Origin of the sequence: Promicromonospora sp. NFX87, assembly GCF_048564965.1 — a bacterium.
Classification (GTDB): domain Bacteria; phylum Actinomycetota; class Actinomycetes; order Actinomycetales; family Cellulomonadaceae; genus Promicromonospora.
The window spans coordinates 4,915,393-4,932,279 of the sequence record NZ_CP183413.1 but is presented as its reverse complement, the minus strand read 5'-3'; the positions used below and the strand labels follow the sequence as shown (position 1 = coordinate 4,932,279).

General features: G+C 70.3%; 16 protein-coding genes. 12 read left to right on the top strand and 4 right to left on the bottom strand.

Going from position 1 to position 16,887, the window contains the following annotated elements:
- Positions 1-14 precede the first annotated feature (14 nt).
- From ACNYC2_RS22150 to ACNYC2_RS22135, 4 genes are all read left to right on the top strand, one after another.
- On the top strand, positions 15-401 hold the full coding sequence (locus ACNYC2_RS22150) for a twin-arginine translocase TatA/TatE family subunit (RefSeq protein ID WP_419703856.1): 387 nt from the start codon (positions 15-17) through the stop codon (positions 399-401).
- Positions 402-441: 40 nt separating this feature from the next.
- A complete protein-coding gene (gene trpS / locus ACNYC2_RS22145) occupies positions 442-1,515 on the top strand; it encodes a tryptophan--tRNA ligase (protein WP_419703855.1) in 1,074 nt (357 codons plus the stop codon).
- Positions 1,512-2,048: a 2'-5' RNA ligase family protein gene (locus ACNYC2_RS22140; RefSeq protein ID WP_419703854.1), complete on the top strand. Its 537-nt coding sequence runs from the start codon at positions 1,512-1,514 to the stop codon at positions 2,046-2,048. Before trpS ends, ACNYC2_RS22140 begins: the two co-directional genes overlap by 4 nt.
- Positions 2,049-2,175: 127 nt before the next feature.
- Complete coding sequence (locus tag ACNYC2_RS22135) at positions 2,176-3,066, top strand: YihY/virulence factor BrkB family protein (protein ID WP_419703853.1); 891 nt, start codon at positions 2,176-2,178, stop codon at positions 3,064-3,066.
- A gap of 56 nt (positions 3,067-3,122) precedes the next feature.
- Here the strand turns inward: ACNYC2_RS22135 and ACNYC2_RS22130 are convergent, their stop codons facing one another.
- The 4 genes from ACNYC2_RS22130 to sdhC form a co-directional block, all read right to left on the bottom strand.
- Positions 3,123-3,881 (bottom strand): succinate dehydrogenase iron-sulfur subunit, encoded by a 759-nt coding sequence (locus tag ACNYC2_RS22130; protein ID WP_419703852.1) that lies wholly within the window; start codon positions 3,879-3,881, stop codon positions 3,123-3,125.
- Positions 3,881-5,713 carry a succinate dehydrogenase flavoprotein subunit gene (sdhA, locus tag ACNYC2_RS22125; protein ID WP_419703851.1) on the bottom strand — a complete coding sequence of 611 codons (1,833 nt, stop codon included), beginning with the start codon at positions 5,711-5,713 and terminating at the stop codon, positions 3,881-3,883. Before sdhA ends, ACNYC2_RS22130 begins: the two co-directional genes overlap by 1 nt.
- An 88-nt stretch (positions 5,714-5,801) precedes the next feature.
- Positions 5,802-6,266, bottom strand: a complete 465-nt coding sequence (locus ACNYC2_RS22120) for a succinate dehydrogenase hydrophobic membrane anchor subunit (protein WP_357505714.1) — start codon at positions 6,264-6,266, stop codon at positions 5,802-5,804.
- Positions 6,266-6,649 carry a succinate dehydrogenase, cytochrome b556 subunit gene (gene sdhC, locus ACNYC2_RS22115; RefSeq protein WP_357505716.1) on the bottom strand — a complete coding sequence of 128 codons (384 nt, stop codon included), beginning with the start codon at positions 6,647-6,649 and terminating at the stop codon, positions 6,266-6,268. The genes ACNYC2_RS22120 and sdhC overlap by 1 nt, the downstream gene beginning before the upstream one ends.
- Before the next feature lie 269 nt (positions 6,650-6,918).
- Here sdhC and ACNYC2_RS22110 point away from each other — a divergent pair, with 269 nt between their 5' ends.
- The 8 genes from ACNYC2_RS22110 to ACNYC2_RS22075 all read left to right on the top strand — a co-directional run bounded on the left by ACNYC2_RS22110 (position 6,919) and on the right by ACNYC2_RS22075 (position 16,823).
- The gene (locus ACNYC2_RS22110) at positions 6,919-8,052 is read left to right on the top strand and encodes a mannose-1-phosphate guanylyltransferase (protein ID WP_419703850.1); all 1,134 of its coding nucleotides are present in this window, start codon (positions 6,919-6,921) and stop codon (positions 8,050-8,052) included.
- Positions 8,053-8,265: 213 nt separating this feature from the next.
- A complete protein-coding gene (locus ACNYC2_RS22105; protein ID WP_419707884.1) occupies positions 8,266-9,495 on the top strand; it encodes an amidohydrolase in 1,230 nt (409 codons plus the stop codon).
- A 154-nt stretch (positions 9,496-9,649) separates the two neighbouring features.
- Entirely contained in the window at positions 9,650-10,726 is a 1,077-nt protein-coding gene (locus tag ACNYC2_RS22100) for a BMP family lipoprotein (protein WP_419703849.1), read from the top strand.
- A gap of 122 nt (positions 10,727-10,848) precedes the next feature.
- Entirely contained in the window at positions 10,849-12,372 is a 1,524-nt protein-coding gene (locus tag ACNYC2_RS22095; protein WP_419703848.1) for an ABC transporter ATP-binding protein, read from the top strand.
- Positions 12,369-13,718 (top strand): ABC transporter permease, encoded by a 1,350-nt coding sequence (locus tag ACNYC2_RS22090; RefSeq protein WP_419703847.1) that lies wholly within the window; start codon positions 12,369-12,371, stop codon positions 13,716-13,718. The genes ACNYC2_RS22095 and ACNYC2_RS22090 overlap by 4 nt, the downstream gene beginning before the upstream one ends.
- Positions 13,715-15,013 carry an ABC transporter permease gene (locus ACNYC2_RS22085; protein ID WP_419703846.1) on the top strand — a complete coding sequence of 433 codons (1,299 nt, stop codon included), beginning with the start codon at positions 13,715-13,717 and terminating at the stop codon, positions 15,011-15,013. Before ACNYC2_RS22090 ends, ACNYC2_RS22085 begins: the two co-directional genes overlap by 4 nt.
- The gene (locus ACNYC2_RS22080) at positions 15,010-15,450 is read left to right on the top strand and encodes a cytidine deaminase (protein ID WP_419703845.1); all 441 of its coding nucleotides are present in this window, start codon (positions 15,010-15,012) and stop codon (positions 15,448-15,450) included. The genes ACNYC2_RS22085 and ACNYC2_RS22080 overlap by 4 nt, the downstream gene beginning before the upstream one ends.
- Positions 15,447-16,823: a thymidine phosphorylase gene (locus ACNYC2_RS22075; protein WP_419703844.1), complete on the top strand. Its 1,377-nt coding sequence runs from the start codon at positions 15,447-15,449 to the stop codon at positions 16,821-16,823. The genes ACNYC2_RS22080 and ACNYC2_RS22075 overlap by 4 nt, the downstream gene beginning before the upstream one ends.
- Positions 16,824-16,887: the final 64 nt, after the last annotated feature.

Genomic DNA, 16,887 nt, shown 5'->3' with positions numbered 1-16,887 from the left:
AGTAGGCTCTGAGCGTGTTCGGCATCAATGGCTGGGAGCTCGTGATCATTCTGGTGGTCGCGATGCTCGTGATCGGCCCGGAACGGCTGCCCGTCTATGCGGAGCAGCTCGGCTCGCTCGTGCGTCGCGGCCGGGACCTGCTCCAGACCGCGAAGGCGCGGGTGGACGACGAGCTCGGGCCGGAGTTCAACGACGTCGACTGGTCCAAGCTGGACCCGCGCCAGTACGACCCGCGCAAGATCGTCCGGGACGCGCTGCTCGACGACACGCCGTACGCGGGGCCGGCGGGCGCCGGCTCGCTGGCCGCGGAGCGTGCGGCGGACCGGTACGGCACGCCCGCGGCTCCGGCCGGGGCGGTCGCGGAACCCGGGAAGGCGCCGTACGACGACGAAGCGACCTGACGATTCGGTGAGCGCGCATGGACCTGCCAGAATGTTCGCCATGTCGTCCGAAACCACTAGCCCGGCGGGCGCTGGCGCCGCTGCCCACCGCCCCGCCCGGGAGCGCATCTTCTCCGGGATGCAGCCCACCGACGGGTCGCTCCACCTGGGCAACTACATCGGGGCGCTGTCCCAGTGGGTCGCGCTGCAGGACTCCTACGACGCGCTCTACTGCGTGGTGGACCTGCACGCCCTCACGGTGAGCCCCGACCCGGCGTTGCTGCGCGAGCGCACCCGGCGGACCGCGGCGCAGTACCTCGCCGGTGGCGTCGACCCCGAGCGGTCCATCCTGTTCGTGCAGTCCCATGTGGCCGCGCACGCCGAGCTCGCGTGGCTCCTGAGCTGCCAGACCGGGTTCGGCGAGGCCGGGCGGATGACGCAGTTCAAGGACAAGTCGGCGAAGCAGGGCAGCGAGGGCACCACCGTCGGGCTCTTCACCTACCCGGTGCTGATGGCCGCCGACATCCTCCTGTACGACGCCGCGCTCGTCCCCGTGGGCGAGGACCAGCGCCAGCACCTGGAGCTCACCCGCGACCTCGCCGAGCGGCTGAACACGCGGTTCGGTGCGGAGACCGCCGTCGTGCCGGACGCGCACATCGTCAAGGCCGTCGCGAAGATCCAGGACCTGCAGGACCCGAGGGCCAAGATGAGCAAGTCCAGCACGGGCGGCAAGGGCGTCGTCTGGCTGCTGGAGGACCCGAAGAAGGCCGTCAAGGCCATCAAGTCGGCCGTGACCGACGCCGACGAGTCGTACGGCGTGCGGTTCGACCCGGTGGAGAAGCCGGGCATCTCGAACCTGCTGACGATCTTCTCGGCAGTGACGGACCGGGACATCGACGAGATCGCCAAGGAGTACGACGGCCGCGGCTACGGCTACCTCAAGGTGGACCTGGCCGACGCCGTCGTCGCGTTCCTCGAGCCGTTCCAGGCCCGGGCCGACACCTACCTCGCGGACCCGGCCGAGCTGGACCGGGTCCTGGCCGACGGCGCGGACCGGGCGCGCGCGATCGCGGGCCCGGTGCTGGACCGGATGTACGAACGGTTCGGGCTCCTCCCCGCACGAGGCATCCGGTGAACCTGCCCGAGCGGGGCCCCGGCCAGATTCGCATCGGGATCGCCATCGAGATCCCGGAGCCCTACGCCGCCGAGCTGAGCGCGGCGCGGGTCGCCGCCGAGGACCCGCTCGCCCACTTCATCCCCCCGCACATCACGCTCCTGGGTCCCACCCTGCTCGACGTCGAGCAGCTCGACCAGGCCCGGGAGCACCTGGCGGCCGTGGCCGCCGCGGCGCCGCCGTTCACGGTGCAGCTCCGCGGTACGGCGACGTTCCGGCCGGTCTCGCCGGTCGTGTTCGTGGCGCTGGCGCAGGGGATCTCCGAGTGCGAGCTGCTCGAGGCGAGCGTACGGACCGGCATCCTCGACGGAGAGCTTCGGTTCAACTACCACCCGCACGTGACCATCGCGCACGAGGTGCCGGACTCCTCGCTCGACAAGGCGTTCGAGGCGATGGCGGACTACTCCGCCGAGTTCGACGTCGACCGCTTCTACCAGTACGAGCACGGCGACGACGGCATCTGGCGCCCCCAGGCGGCCTTCCCCCTCGGCTGAGCCGGAGGCGTCGCGCAGGGTGTGGGCCGAGGAACGAGGCACGCGCCCGGAGCGGAACCGCAGGCTCAGCCGATACAGGTAGAGCCTGACCTGCCCGTATGGCGCCGTTGCGCATAGGCTCGTCGCGATGAAGCGGCTGATAGAGCTCGGACAGGCGGCGTGGAAACGCTGGGAGGCGACCCGTGCCGGTCGCACGCTGGCACAGTACGACCTCGCGAACGGTTCGGTGCTCTGCGGCGGCATCGCCTACGCCGCACTGTTCTCCTTGTTCGCCGCCCTGACCCTCGGCTACACGCTGTTCATCCGGGTGCTCGGGGGCAACGCCGACCTGCGCCTGGCTGTCCTCACCCAGGTGGACACCTGGATACCGGGCCTGGTGGACACCGGCAGCGGGGGCGTCCTGACGCCGTCGGACCTGGTGCTCTCCACGGGCATCAGCTGGACGTCGGTCGTCGCGGTGGCCGTGCTGCTCTGGTCCGCCACGAACTTCATGGGCGCGCTGCGCACGTCGGTCCGCGCGACGTTCGGCCTGACCGAGAACGCCGGCAACCCGATCACGGAGCGCCTCCGCCAGCTCCTGGGCTTCGTGCTGCTCGGCGTGGGCGTCCTCGTCACGGCGGCCGCGAGCGTGGCGGTGGCGGCCGCGGTCCCCTGGATCCTGGAGAGCCTAGGCCTGGAGGGCCAGGCGGTCTCGTTCGGCGTCCGAGCCGGCGGAGCCCTGGTCACCCTGGCGCTCGACGCCGCGGTGGTAGCCGCCGTCGTCCGCTACGTAGGCGGCATGCACGTCCCCCTGAGAGACCTGCTGACCGGCTCCCTCGCCGTCGGCGTGGTCGCGGGCATCCTCCGCTACCTGGGTACCGAGGTCGTCACCACGGCAGCCGCCCGCAACGCCCTCCTGGCATCCTTCGCGGTAGTGGTCACGGTCCTGGTCCTGGTCAACCTCCTGGCCAGAGTCCTCCTCCTGGCCACCTCCTGGATGTCCCAGTCAAGGGCCCTCACAGAGGCAACCGACGCCTGAGGCGCGCCAACAGCCGCCAACAGCAGAGCCGCGGGCGGAGGAGGAACAAAGAAGCGTCAGAAAGCCCGAGTAATCATCGCCCGCTTGACTTCCTGGATCGCCTTGGTGACCTCAATCCCACGAGGGCAGGCCTCAGTGCAGTTGAAGGTGGTGCGGCACCGCCACACCCCCTCCTTGTCGTTGAGGATCTCCAGCCGCTGCGAGCCACCCTCGTCACGGCTGTCGAAGATGAACCGGTGCGCGTTCACGATCGCCGCCGGCCCGAAGTACTGCCCGTCCGTCCAGAACACCGGGCAGGACGACGTGCACGCGGCGCACAGGATGCACTTGGTGGTGTCGTCGAACCGGGCGCGGTCCTCGGGGGACTGGTAGCGCTCCTTGGACGGCTCGTTCCCCTTGGTGATGAGGAACGGCATGATCTCGCGGTAGGAGGCGAAGAACGGCTCCATGTCGACGACGAGGTCCTTCACGACCGGCAGGCCCTTGATGGGCTCGACCAGGATCGGCTTGTCCGGGTTGACGTCCTTCAGCAGCGTCTTGCAGGCCAGCCGGTTGCGGCCGTTGATCCGCATCGCGTCGGAGCCGCAGACCCCGTGCGCACAGGAGCGGCGGAACGTGAGCGAGCCGTCCATGTCCCACTTGATCTTGTGGAGGGCGTCGAGCACGCGGTCGGTGCCGTGGGCCTCGACCGTGAAGTCCTCCCACGTCGGCTCGTCGGACACCTCGGGGTTGAACCGCCGGACCCGCATCGTGACCGTGAACGAGGGGATCTCGCCCGCGGGTGACGGTGCGGCGGCTTCGAGAGTGGCAGTCATCAGTACTTTCGCTCCATCGGCTCGTACCGGGTCTGGATGACGGGCTTCGAGCCCAGGACGACCTTGTAGCCGTCGAACTCCTCGACGTGGTCGAAGTAGCCCTCGACGTGGCCCTCGGCCTGGTTCGACGCCTCGGGCGGGCGGCGGTAGGCCATCGTGTGCAGCATGTAGTGCGCGTCGTCGCGGTTCGGGTAGTCCTCGCGGTAGTGCCCGCCGCGGGACTCCTTGCGGTTGATGGCCGCGACCACGGTGACCTCGGCGATGTCGAGCAGGAAGCCGAGCTCGATGGCCTCGAGGAGGTCGGTGTTGAAGAGCTTGCCCTTGTCCTGCACCGAGGCGTTGCGGTACCGCTTCTGCAGCTCGCGGATGTCGGCGAGGGCGTCGTTCAGCGACTCGCCGGTGCGGAACACCTGGGCGTTGAGGTCCATGCTGTCCTGCAGCGCCTTGCGGATGTCCGCCACGCGCTCGCCGTCGGGCCGGTTGCGCATCTCGTCGAGCTGCGCGACCACGCGGACCGTCGGGTCCTCGGGAAGCTCGTGGAACTCCGCCGTCTTGGCGTACGCGGCGGCCGCCCGCCCGGAACGCTTGCCGAACACGTTGATGTCGAGCAGCGAGTTGGTGCCGAGCCGGTTCGAGCCGTGCACGGACACGCAGGCGACCTCACCGGCGGCGTAGAGGCCCTTGACGACGTTGACGCCGTCGCGGAGCACCTCGCCCTTGATGTTGGTCGGCACGCCGCCCATGGCGTAGTGCGCCGTGGGGTAGACGGGGACCGGCTCGGTGTAGGGCTCGATGCCGAGGTAGGTCCGCGCGAACTCGGTGATGTCCGGGAGCTTCGCGTCGATGTGCGCGGGCTCCAGGTGCGTCAGGTCGAGCAGCACGTAGTCCTTGTTCGGTCCGGCGCCCCGGCCCTCGCGGACCTCGTTCGCCATGGACCGGGCGACGATGTCGCGCGGCGCGAGGTCCTTGATGGTGGGGGCGTAGCGCTCCATGAAGCGCTCACCCTCGGAGTTGCGCAGGATGCCGCCCTCGCCGCGGGCGGCCTCCGACAGGAGGATGCCCAGGCCCGCGAGGCCTGTGGGGTGGAACTGGAAGAACTCCATGTCCTCCAGCGGCAGGCCGCGGCGGTAGGCCAGGGCCATGCCGTCACCGGTGAGCGTGTGCGCGTTCGAGGTCGTCTTGAAGATCTTCCCGGCGCCGCCGGTGGCGAAGATGATCGCCTTGGCCTGGAACACGTGGATCTCGCCGGTGGCGAGGTCGTAGGCCACGACGCCGGTCGCGTTGACCTCCTCGCCGTCCGCGATCTCCTCGGTGGTGAGGTCGTGGTCCGTGATCAGGTCGAGCACGTAGAACTCGTTGAAGAACTCCACCTCCTGCTTGACGCAGTTCTGGTAGAGCGTCTGGAGGATCATGTGACCGGTGCGGTCGGCCGCGTAGCACGCGCGGCGCACGGCGGACTGGCCGTGGTCGCGCGTGTGCCCGCCGAAGCGGCGCTGGTCGATCTTGCCCTCGGGGGTGCGGTTGAACGGGAGGCCCATCCGCTCCAGGTCGAGGACCGACTCGATCGCCTCCTTGGCGAGGATCTCGGCCGCGTCCTGGTCGACGAGGTAGTCACCGCCCTTGACGGTGTCGAACGTGTGCCACTCCCAGTTGTCGTCCTCGACGTTCGCGAGGGCTGCCGCCATACCGCCCTGGGCGGCACCGGTGTGGGAGCGAGTGGGGTACAGCTTGGAGATCACCGCGGTGCGGGCCTCCTTCGACGACTCGAGGGCGGCGCGCATGCCTGCGCCGCCGGCGCCGACGATGACTACGTCGTACTGATGGGTCTGCATCGGGCTCGATGCCTCCTGCTAAGAGTTTCGGAGGGTGGGGCTGGGGGGACTTGCCGGTGCTGCGCCGTGCTGGGCCGTGCTGGAGGTGCTAGGCCGTGCAGAAGGAGGCCAGCAGCTCCGCGGGAGCGTCCGGCGGGCACGGGTCGAACGTGAAGATCACCAGGGTGCCGAGCACGACCACGACGGTGAACGCCAGGAGCAGCAGGCCCTTGAGGATCCCGCGCGTCAGGTCCCGCGTGGCGTAGTCGTTGATGATCGTGCGCACGCCGTTGGTGCCGTGGATCATGGCGAGCCACAGCATGAGGAGATCCCAGATCTGCCACATCGGGTTGGCCCACTTGCCGGCCACGAAGCCGAAGTCGATCGCGTGGACGCCGTCGCCGACCATCAGGTTCACGAACAGGTGCCCGAAGATCAGGACGAGCAGCACGACGCCGGACGCCCGCATGAAGACCCACGAGTACAGCTCGTAGTTGCCGCGCGTCGTCTTGCGCCGGGCGTAGGGGGAGCGCGGGGAGTCGAGCTTCGCCACCGCTGCGGTTCCGTGTGCCATCAGTGACCCCCGGTGAAGACGTTGATGAGGTGACGGGGCAGGAAGCCCGCCATCGTCACGACGAAGAGACCGATGACCACCCAGAGCATCGTCTTCTGGTACTTCGGGCCCTTGGCCCAGAAGTCCACGAGGAGGATGCGGATGCCGTTGAAGGCGTGGAAGACGATCGCGGCCACGAGTCCTGCCTCGCCGAGTCCCATGATCGGGGTCTGGTACGTGCTGATCGCGGCGTTGTACGCCTCGGGGGACACGCGCACCAGCGCAGTGTCGAGCACGTGCACGAGCAAGAAGAAGAAGATCAGCACGCCGGTCACGCGGTGCGCGACCCATGACCACATGCCTTCACGGCCGCGGTACAACGTGCCTGCTGGTGCGGTGGGCACTTCGGGAGCCTCCTATGGCTGTCCGGCTGGGGGTGGCTGGTCCCCACTGTAATGACAACTGGTCGCCTCGATCGCCGCCCGGCAGCCCTCACAGGCATCAAGACGCGGCATTTGTGACTGATCCCACAGGGGAGATGCCGTCGCTTCGGGCACCCGTCAGGTAGCCCGCGCGTTGCTACCCGGACCCGCCCCTGGGATCAGCCAGGGTTCGCCCGGAGATCGGCGAGTTTTGGCTGCGGGAACGCTGTCCGGCTGACATCCTGCGGGGCATGACTTCGGCCGCCGCCCTATCGTCCCCGATCGACGACTTCTTCGCAGTGGTACCAGCCGGTGGGTCGGGCACCCGGCTCTGGCCTCTCTCCCGTGGAGGGGAGCCCAAGTTCCTGCACGACCTGGTGGGTTCCGGCATGTCGCTGCTCCAGGCCACCGAGCACCGGCTGCGTCCGCTGGTCGGGCCGGACGGGATCGTCCTGGTCACCGGTGAGCAGCACGTCGCGGCCTGCCGCGCGCAGCTGCCCGGCCTGTCCGACGACGCCGTGCTCGCCGAACCGTCCCCCCGCGAGTCGATGGCGGCGATCGGCCTGGCCGCGGCGGTGCTGGAGAAGCGGCACGGCGACGTGGTCATCGGCTCGTTCGCCGCGGACCACGTGATCCACGGCACGCGCGCGTTCCAGCTCGCGATCCGGGAGGCGGTGGCCGCGGCGCGCGCCGGCTACGTGACGACCGTCGGGATCGCCGCTTCCCGGCCGTCGGTCGCCTTCGGTTACGTGCGCTCGGGCGAGCCGCTCGGCATCGAGGGTGCCCCGCACACGCTCCACGTGCGCGGCTTCACGGAGAAGCCCGACGCGGCCACGGCGCGGCGGTACCTCGCCTCGGGCGAGTACCGGTGGAACGCGGGCATGTTCGTCTCGCGCACGTCGGTGCTCCTCGGGCACCTCGCCGAGCAGCGTCCGGAGCTGCACGACTCCCTGCGCCTCGTCGCGGACGCGTGGGACACCCCGCGCCGCGCCGCGGTGCTCGCGGACGTGTGGCCGGGCCTGGAGAAGATCGCGATCGACCACGCGGTGGCCGAGCCCGTCGCGGAGGCGGGCGGCGTCGCCGTCGTGCCGGGGACGTTCGGCTGGGACGACGTCGGGGACTACAACTCGCTCGCCGTCCTCCTTCCGTCCGACGACGACAGCGGCGCCAAGGTGCTCGGCGACCCGGCCGACGTGCTGCGCATCGACAGCGCCGGCTCCGTGGTGGTCCCGGCGTCGGGCCGCCTGGTGACGGTGCTGGGGCTGGACGACGTGGTCGTCGTCGACACGCCCGACGCGCTGCTCGTCACCACGCGGGCGCGCGCCCAGCAGGTGAAGGAGGTGGTGGCGGCGGTGCGCGAGCGCGGCCGCGAGGACCTGCTCTGACCCACTGTTGGCCGAGCTCTGACCCACCGTTGGTCGAGCCTGTCGAGACCTGGCTCGACCAACGAGAAGCCGCCGATCTCAACGATGCCCGCATCGTGAGACGGATCCGCCCCGGCCGTGTCTCGCGGGGCGGACAGCGCTACCGTGGGTCAGGTGAACCCCACCCAGCCCGTCAGTCTCGCCGACTTCGATCAGATCGTTTCGGGCGATCAGATGCCGGTGGGTGACGTGCCCGGAGGGAACGCGACGGACGTCGTCGCGGCGCTGGCCGCCCGTGTGGGCGAGCTCTCCGATGCCTTTGACGCCGAGCTCATCGCGTTCCGCCGCGACGTGCACGCGCACCCCGAGCTGTCCCGCAAGGAGACCCGCACCACGCAGGTCGTCGCCGAGCGCCTGCGCGCGGCGGGCCTGGAGCCGCGCCTGCTGCCGATCGGCTCGGGCCTGGTCTGCGACATCGGCCCCAACCGCGGGCCCGACGGTGAGGGCAGGGTCGGCCTGCGTGCCGACCTCGACGCGCTCCCGCTGCAGGAGACCAGCGGGGTGGAGTTCGCCTCGACCGAGCCGGGGGTCGCGCACGCCTGCGGGCACGACGTGCACACCACCGTCGTGCTCGGCGCGGGCCTCGTGCTCGCCCGCCTGGCGGAGGAGGGGCGGCTGCGACGCGGCGTCCGGCTCTTCTTCCAGCCCGCCGAGGAGGTCTTCCCCGGCGGCGCCGAGGACATCATCAACAAGACCTCCGAGCTCGACGGCGTCGACCGGATGGCGGCGCTGCACTGCGACCCCAAGTTCGACGTCGGGCACGTCGGCACCCGGATCGGCCCGATCACCTCGGCCAGCGACTCCGTGATGGTGACCATCTCGTCGCCCGGCGGCCACACCTCGCGCCCCCACCTCACGGGCGACGTCGTCTTCGCGCTGGGCCAGGTCATCACCCAGACGCCTGGCGTGCTCGGCCGCCGGCTCGACCCGCGCTCCGGCGTCAACCTGACCTGGGGTGCCGTGCAGGCGGGCTCGACGCCCAACGCGATCCCGTCCACCGGCATCGTCAAGGGCACGCTGCGCTGCCTCGACGTGCGCGCCTGGGAGAAGGCGGGCGAGCTGGTGCGCGAGGCCGTGGAGCAGATCGTCGCTCCCTACCAGGTCAGCGTCTCGGTGACCGTGACGCACGGCGTGCCGCCGGTCGAGAACCAGACCGAGGCGACGGGCGACCTCGAGAACGCGGTCCGTGAGGCCGTCGGTCCGAACGCGGTGCAGCTGACCGAGCAGTCGATGGGTGGCGAGGACTTCGCCTGGTTCCTCCGCAAGGTGCCCGGCACCATGGCCCGCCTCGGTGTGCGGACTCCCGGCGGCCGCACCTACGACCTGCACCAGGGCGATCTCGTGGTCGACGAGCGCGCGATCGGCGTCGGCGTGCGGGCCCTTGCCCAGTTTGCGGCGAGCTGACCGCAGGATGTTCCTGTCGATGACGCTTCGGTAACGACTTACTCCGGTTACCGTCTCGAAACGCGAAATGCGGGATGCGCTGGCTACCCTCGGTGCGGTATAGGGCCCCAGACCTGTTTGGATCAGGCCCGTCTGGACCATCGAAGGAGCACCAGTGAAGAAGGCTGTTCGGCTTACCGCCCTCGCGGGAGCAGCGGCGCTCGCGCTCTCGGCGTGCGGCGCCGCCCCTGAAGAGACCACCGGTGGCGAGGCCACCAGCGACTTCAAGCCCTGCATCGTGTCGGACGCGGGTGGCTTCGACGACAAGAGCTTCAACCAGCTCAGCTTCGAGGGCGCCACCGCGGCCGCGGAGGAGCTCGGCACGGAGCTGGTCGACGTGCAGTCCACGTCGGAGAGCGACTACAAGGGCAACGTCGAGTCGCTCGTCGGCGAGGGCTGCAACGCGATCGTCACGGTCGGCTTCGCGCTTTCCGCCACGACCGTCGAGTCGGCCACCGCCAACCCCGACATCGACTACATCCTCGTCGACGACGCCGCGGACGCTGACTTCGATGGCAAGGCTGACGCCGAGAACATCAAGCCGCTGCTGTACGACACGGCGCAGGCCGCGTTCCTCGCGGGCTACCTCGCCGCGGGCTACTCGGAGGCCGGCAAGGTCGGCACCTTCGGCGGCATGGACTTCCCGACCGTGACCATCTTCATGGACGGGTTCAAGCAGGGCGTCGACTACTACAACGAGACCAAGGGCGAGAGCGTCGAGCTCGTCGGCTGGGACGGCAAGAAGGGTTCGTTCACCGGCGGCTTCGCGGCCGACCCGGCGGCGAAGACCACCGCCCAGAACATCCTGGACCAGGGTGTCGACGTGATCCTCCCGGTGGGTGGCCCGATCTACCAGTCGGCGATGGACGCCATCGCGGACTCGGGCGAGGACGTCGCCCTGATCGGCGTGGACGCCGACTTCTACGAGTCGGACCCGACCACGCAGGACCTCGTCCTGACCTCGATCCTCAAGGGGATGGACGTCTCGACGAAGGAGGCGGTCATCGCCTCGGGTAACGACGAGTTCGACCCGACGCCGTACGTGGGCACCCTCGAGAACGGTGGGGTGGACCTCGCGCCGCTGCACAACTTCGAGGACAAGGTGGACCCGGCCCTCTGGGAAGAGGTGCAGACTCTCAAGGAGTCCATCATCGCGGGCGAGGTCGAGGTGAAGTCCTACCTCGCCGAGTGACGGCCCGTGACGGCTGATCGGTAGCTGTCCACAAGTTGACGCAAGATGGTCCCGGGGGGCACGGTTCACGCCGTGTGTCCCGGGACCTGTCATGAGCAGGACCCCTTTCGGGAAGGATTCCTATGCGGCTCGAGCTGCGCGGCATCACCAAGCGCTTCGGCGCGCTCGTCGCGAACGATCACATCGACCTGGTCGTTCAGCCAGGCGAGATCCACTCGCTCCTCGGCGAGAACGGGGCGGGCAAGTCCACCCTGATGAACGTGCTCTACGGCCTGTACCAGGCGGACGAGGGCGAGATCCTGCTGGACGACGTCGTCCAGCAGTTCTCCGGCCCCGGCGACGCCATGGGTGCGGGCATCGGCATGGTGCACCAGCACTTCATGCTCGTCCCGGTCTTCACCGTCGCCGAGAACGTCATGCTCGGCCACGAGCAGACCCGTGGCGGCGGTCGGCTCGACCTGGAGGCTGCCCGCGCACAGGTGCGCGAGATCTCCGCCCGGTTCGGGTTCCACGTGGACCCCGACGCCGTCGTCGAGGACCTCCCCGTGGGCGTGCAGCAGCGCGTCGAGATCATCAAGGCGCTCTCCCGCAACGCGGACGTGCTGGTCTTCGACGAGCCGACGGCCGTGCTCACGCCGCAGGAGACCGACGAGCTGATGGCGATCATGCGCCAGCTGCGCGACGAGGGCTCCGCGATCGTGTTCATCACCCACAAGCTGCGTGAGGTGCGCGCCGTCGCGGACCGCATCACCGTGATCCGCCACGGCAAGGTGGTGGGCGAGGCCAGTCCGACGGCGTCGGACGCCGAGCTCGCCTCGCTCATGGTGGGTCGCGCCGTCGAGCTGACCGTCCAGAAGGACGCGCCGACGCTGCGGGACAACGGGCTGAAGGTCACCGACCTGGTGGTCACCAGCGAGTCGGGCACCGTGGTGGTCGACAAGGTCAGCTTCGAGGTGCGCGGTGGCGAGGTGCTCGTCGTCGCGGGTGTGCAGGGCAACGGGCAGACCGAGCTCACCGAGGCCCTGCTCGGCCTCGAGGGCGACGTGTCGGGGAGCATCACGCTCGACGGCAAGGAGCTCGTGGGCCGGTCGGTGCGCCACATCCTCGACGCCGGCGTGGGCTTCGTCCCCGAGGACCGCACCCACGACGGCCTGATCGGCGAGTTCACCATCGCCGAGAACCTCATGCTCGACCGCTCCGACGGCCGGCCGTTCGTCAAGGGCGGCGCGCTCCAGCTCGGGTACCGCGACAAGTTCGCAGAGGAGAAGGTCGCCGAGTTCGACGTCCGCACGCAGGGCATCACCACGCCCGTGGGGCGCCTGTCGGGCGGCAACCAGCAGAAGGTGGTGCTCGCGCGCGAGCTGTCGCGCGACCTGCGCCTGTTCGTCGCGGCACAGCCGACCCGCGGCGTGGACGTCGGCTCCATCGAGTTCATCCACAAGCGGATCATCGAGACCCGCGACGCCGGCGTGCCGGTGATGGTGGTCTCCACCGAGCTGGACGAGGCGGTGGCCCTGGCCGACCGCATCATGGTGATGTACCGCGGCACGGTGGTCGGTGTCGTACCCGCGGACACCCCGCGTGACGTGCTGGGCCTGATGATGGCGGGGATCTCCCCGGAGGACGCGAAGGGAGAGGTCGCGTGAGCGCACCCGAATCGAGCTCCGGGTCCAACCCGGAGCAGGAGCCCGGTCTCGACCCCGGCACGGCTGAGGAGCTGGAGCAGGAGCGAGCCCGCGAGGCAGGATCGCTCGTCGACGGCGGTCCCGACACGGAGAGCCGCCTGGCGAAGGCGCTGCAGCAGACCATGAGCAGCTCGTGGACCGTGTCCGTGGGCGCGGTGCTGCTGGCCGTCGTCGCGGGCTCGATCATGATCGCCTTCACCAACGAGGGCGTGAAGGAGGCCTCGACGTACTTCTTCGCGCGGCCGGGTGACACCTTCGTCGCACTGGGTCAGGCGATCGGCGGCGCGTACTCGGCGCTGTTCCGGGGCTCCGTGGTCAACCTGCAGGCGCCGGACCTCGTCACCGCCATCCGGCCCCTGACGGAGACGCTCAGCTACGCGACGCCGCTCATCGCGGCAGGTCTCGGTGTGGCGCTCGCGTTCCGGGCCGGCCTGTTCAACATCGGCGGCCAGGGACAGATGCTCGTCGCAGCGGCGGCGGCCGGCTGGGTCGGCTTCGGCGTCAGCGGCGTGCCGTTCCCGCTGCACCTGCTGATGGCGCTCGTGGCAGGCATCGCGGCGGGTGCGCTGTGGGCCGGGCTGGCGGGCCTGCTCAAGGCCCGCACCGGTGCGCACGAGGTGATCGTGACGATCATGCTCAACTACGTCGCGTTCTACCTGATCTCCTACTTCCTTGCGACGCCTGGCCTGCTGCAGGCGCCGGGATCGAACAACCCGAAGACACCGCCGACGCCCGAGTCGGCGCAGCTGCCCAGCCTCCTGGGCGACCGGTTCAACCTGACGTGGGGCTTCGTGCTGGCGCTGCTCGCCGTGGTCGGCGTGTGGTGGCTGCTCAACCGGTCCTCCACGGGCTTCGCGTTCCGCGCCGTCGGTGAGAACCCGCGCGCCGCGCGGGTGGCCGGCATCGACACGGGTCGCGCCACCGTGAGCTCGATGCTCGTGGCCGGCGGTCTCGTCGGCCTGGCCGGTGCGTCGCAGGTGCTGGGTGGCGTCACCACCGGCTTCAGCTCCGACATCGACGCAGGCATCGGGTTCGACGCCATCACCGTGGCCCTGCTCGGTGGGTCCAGCCCGTGGGGCGTGCTCGCCGCGGGCATCCTGTTCGGCGCGTTCAAGGCCGGCGGCACCACCATGCAGGCCGCCGAGGGCGTCCCGAGCGACATCGTGCTCGTGGTCCAGTCGCTCATCGTGCTGTTCATCGCGGCGCCGCCGCTGGTCAGGGCGATCTTCCGGCTGCCGGACCCGAACCGGCGTCGGGCAGCGAAGAAGACGAAGGCGACCCGGAACCGGAAGGAGGCGGCCGCGTGAGCGCCGACCAGAGGACCACACAGCTGGACGCACCCCTCTCGGAGACGGCGCGCACCGTGACCGTCGTGTCATGGAAGACGGCGGGCGTGCTGCTGGCCGTGATCGTGCTGTACGCGCTGCTGCTCGTGGCCGTACCCCACTCCGGTGACACGCGGTTCCTGCTCTCGGGGCGCAGCGACTTCTTCCAGATCCCGGTGATCGTGCTGCCGTCGGCGCCGCTCGCCTGGGTGTGCGGTGCCGTGCTGCTCGCCGCTACGGCGTTCGCCGCCGTGCTCACGGCGCGCGGCACCAGGACGCCGCTCTGGGTGGTCGTTGTGTTCGCCCTGGCCGGCCTGACCGGCTTCCTGGCGTGGGCAGGGGCGGGCAGCCCCCGTGACCTGTCGATCGTCGGCCTGCTCGGCGGTGCCGTGCTGTGGTCGGTCCCGTTCGTGTACGGCGCGCTGGGCGGCGTGATCGGTGAGCGCGCGGGCGTGGTCAACATCGCCATCGAGGCACAGCTGCTCGGTGCCGCGTTCACCGCCGCGATCGTCTCGTCGATCACCAACAGCGCGGTGATCGGCCTGGCGGCCGCGGTGCTCGCCGGAGCGCTCGTGTCGCTCGTCCTCGGCCTGTTCGCGATCACGTACCACGTGAACCAGGTGATCGTCGGTGTGGTGCTGAACGTGCTGGTCGTCGGCCTGACGAGCTTCCTGTACTCGCAGGTGCTCGTCCCCGGCGCGGAGCAGCTGAACTCGACCACGCGCTTCACGTCGATCCCGATCCCGATCCTCTCGGACATCCCCGTGCTCGGTCCGGTGCTGTTCCGTCAGCCGCTGCTGATCTACCTGATGTTCCTCGCGGTGCCCGCCGTCTGGTACGCGCTGAACCGGACCCGCTGGGGCCTGCGGCTGCGCGCCGTGGGCGAGCACCCGAAGGCCGCCGACACGGTGGGTATCAACGTGGTGCGTACCCGGTACAACGCACTGCTCGTCGCAGGTGCCGTGGCGGGCCTGGGCGGCGCGTTCTACACGACGGTGCAGCTCAGCCAGTTCGGCGAGAACATGACGGGAGGCGCCGGCTACATCGCGCTGGCCGCCGTGATCTTCGGCAAGTGGGACCCGGTGCGTGCCGCGTTCGCGGGCCTGCTGTTCGGCTTCGCGTCGAACCTGCAGAACGTGCTGTCCGTGGTGGGCTCGCCCGTGCCCAGCCAGTTCATGCTCATGATTCCGTACGTGGTCACGCTGCTCGCCGTCGCGGGCCTGGTGGGACGCTCGCGCCCCCCGGCCGCGTCGGGCGAGCCGTACGTCAAGGGATGAGAGTGGTGGACGTGAGCTCTGTGGATTCAGGTGCGGTGGACTGGGACGGCCTGCGGGCCGCCGCCCGGGAAGCGGTGGACAAGGCGTACGCGCCGTACTCGGGCTTCCCGGTCGGCGCGGCGGCCTTCGCCGACGACGGCCGGCTGCTCGTCGGCGCCAACGTCGAGAACGCCGCGTACGGTGTGACGCTCTGCGCCGAGTGCTCGCTGGTCAGCGCCCTGGTGATGTCGGGCGGCGGCCGGTTCGCCGCGTTCACGTGCGTGAACGCGCTCGGCGAGACGATCATGCCGTGCGGCCGGTGCCGGCAGATCCTCTGGGAGCACGGCGGGCCGGAGCTGCTCGTCGACACCCCGCAGGGCGTGGTGCCGATGACCGAAGTACTGCCGCAGGCCTTCGGGCCGGGCGACCTGAACCATGTGCGAGAGGCAAGCCGATGACCGAGCAGTTCGACGCAGTCGACATCATCCGGACGAAGCGCGACAACGCCGAGCCCCTCACCGACGAGCAGATCGACTGGCTCCTCGACGCCTACACCCGTGGCGTCGTGGCCGACGAGCAGATGTCCGCCATGACCATGGCGATCCTGCTGAACGGCATGTCCCGCGCGGAGATCTCCCGGTGGACCCACGCGATGATCGCGTCCGGCGAGCGCATGTCGTTCGCCGACCTCTCCCGGCCGACGGCGGACAAGCACTCCACCGGTGGCGTGGGCGACAAGATCACGCTGCCCCTCGCACCGCTCGTCGCGGCGTTCGACGTGGCGGTACCGCAGCTCTCCGGCCGCGGGCTGGGCCACACGGGCGGCACGCTCGACAAGCTGGAGTCCATCCCCGGCTGGCGCGCGTCCCTGTCGAACGACGAGATGATGGCGCAGCTGGAGTCCGTCGGCGCCGTCATCTGCGCCGCCGGGGCGGGCCTCGCTCCCGCCGACCGCAAGCTCTACGCGCTGCGCGACGTCACCGGCACGGTCGAGGCGATCCCGCTCATCGCGAGCTCGATCATGTCGAAGAAGATCGCCGAGGGGACCGGTGCCCTGGTGCTCGACGTGAAGGTCGGCTCGGGCGCGTTCATGAAGACGCTGGAGAGCGCGCGCGAGCTCGCCCGCACCATGGTCGACCTCGGGACCGACGCCGGCGTGCGCACCGTGGCCCTGGTCACCGACATGTCGGTGCCGCTGGGGCGGACGGCGGGCAACGCCCTGGAGGTCCGTGAGTCCCTGGAGGTCCTCGCGGGCGGCGGACCGTCCGACGTCGTCGACCTGACCGTCGCGCTCGCCGTCGAGATGCTCGCCGCGGCCGACCGTCCCGCCTCGGAGGCGGACGTGCGCGAGGCCCTGGCCGACGGCCGGGCCATGGACAAGTGGCGGGCGATGATCGCGGCGCAGGGCGGCGACGTCGACGCGCCGCTGCCGGTCGCCAAGGAGTCCGAGACCGTCGTGGCGCCCGAGTCCGGCGTGCTGGCCTCGCTCGACGCGTACGCCGTCGGGGTGGCCGTGCACCGGCTGGGCGCGGGCCGGGTGCGCAAGGAGGACGCCGTCCAGGCCGCCGCGGGTATCGAGATCCACGTGAAGCCGGGGGAGACCGTGGCCGCCGGCCAGCCGCTGTTCACCCTGCACACCGACACCCCCGAGCGGTTCGGCCGGGCGCGCGAAGCGCTCGAGGGTGGCTGGACGGTGGAGCCCGAGGGCGCGCTCGGCGGCGCACTGGCCGGCGCGGCGAGCGCGCTGTCGATGGTGGACGTGGGCGCCGGGGCACTGGTCGGAGCCACGCTGGCGTCCGACGAGTCGGTGGTCCTGGACCGGATCGTCTGACCTTGCGGGCCCGTTTCGCGGGCTGACCTGCACTTCTGGGGTGCGCGGGATCGCTCGCGCACCC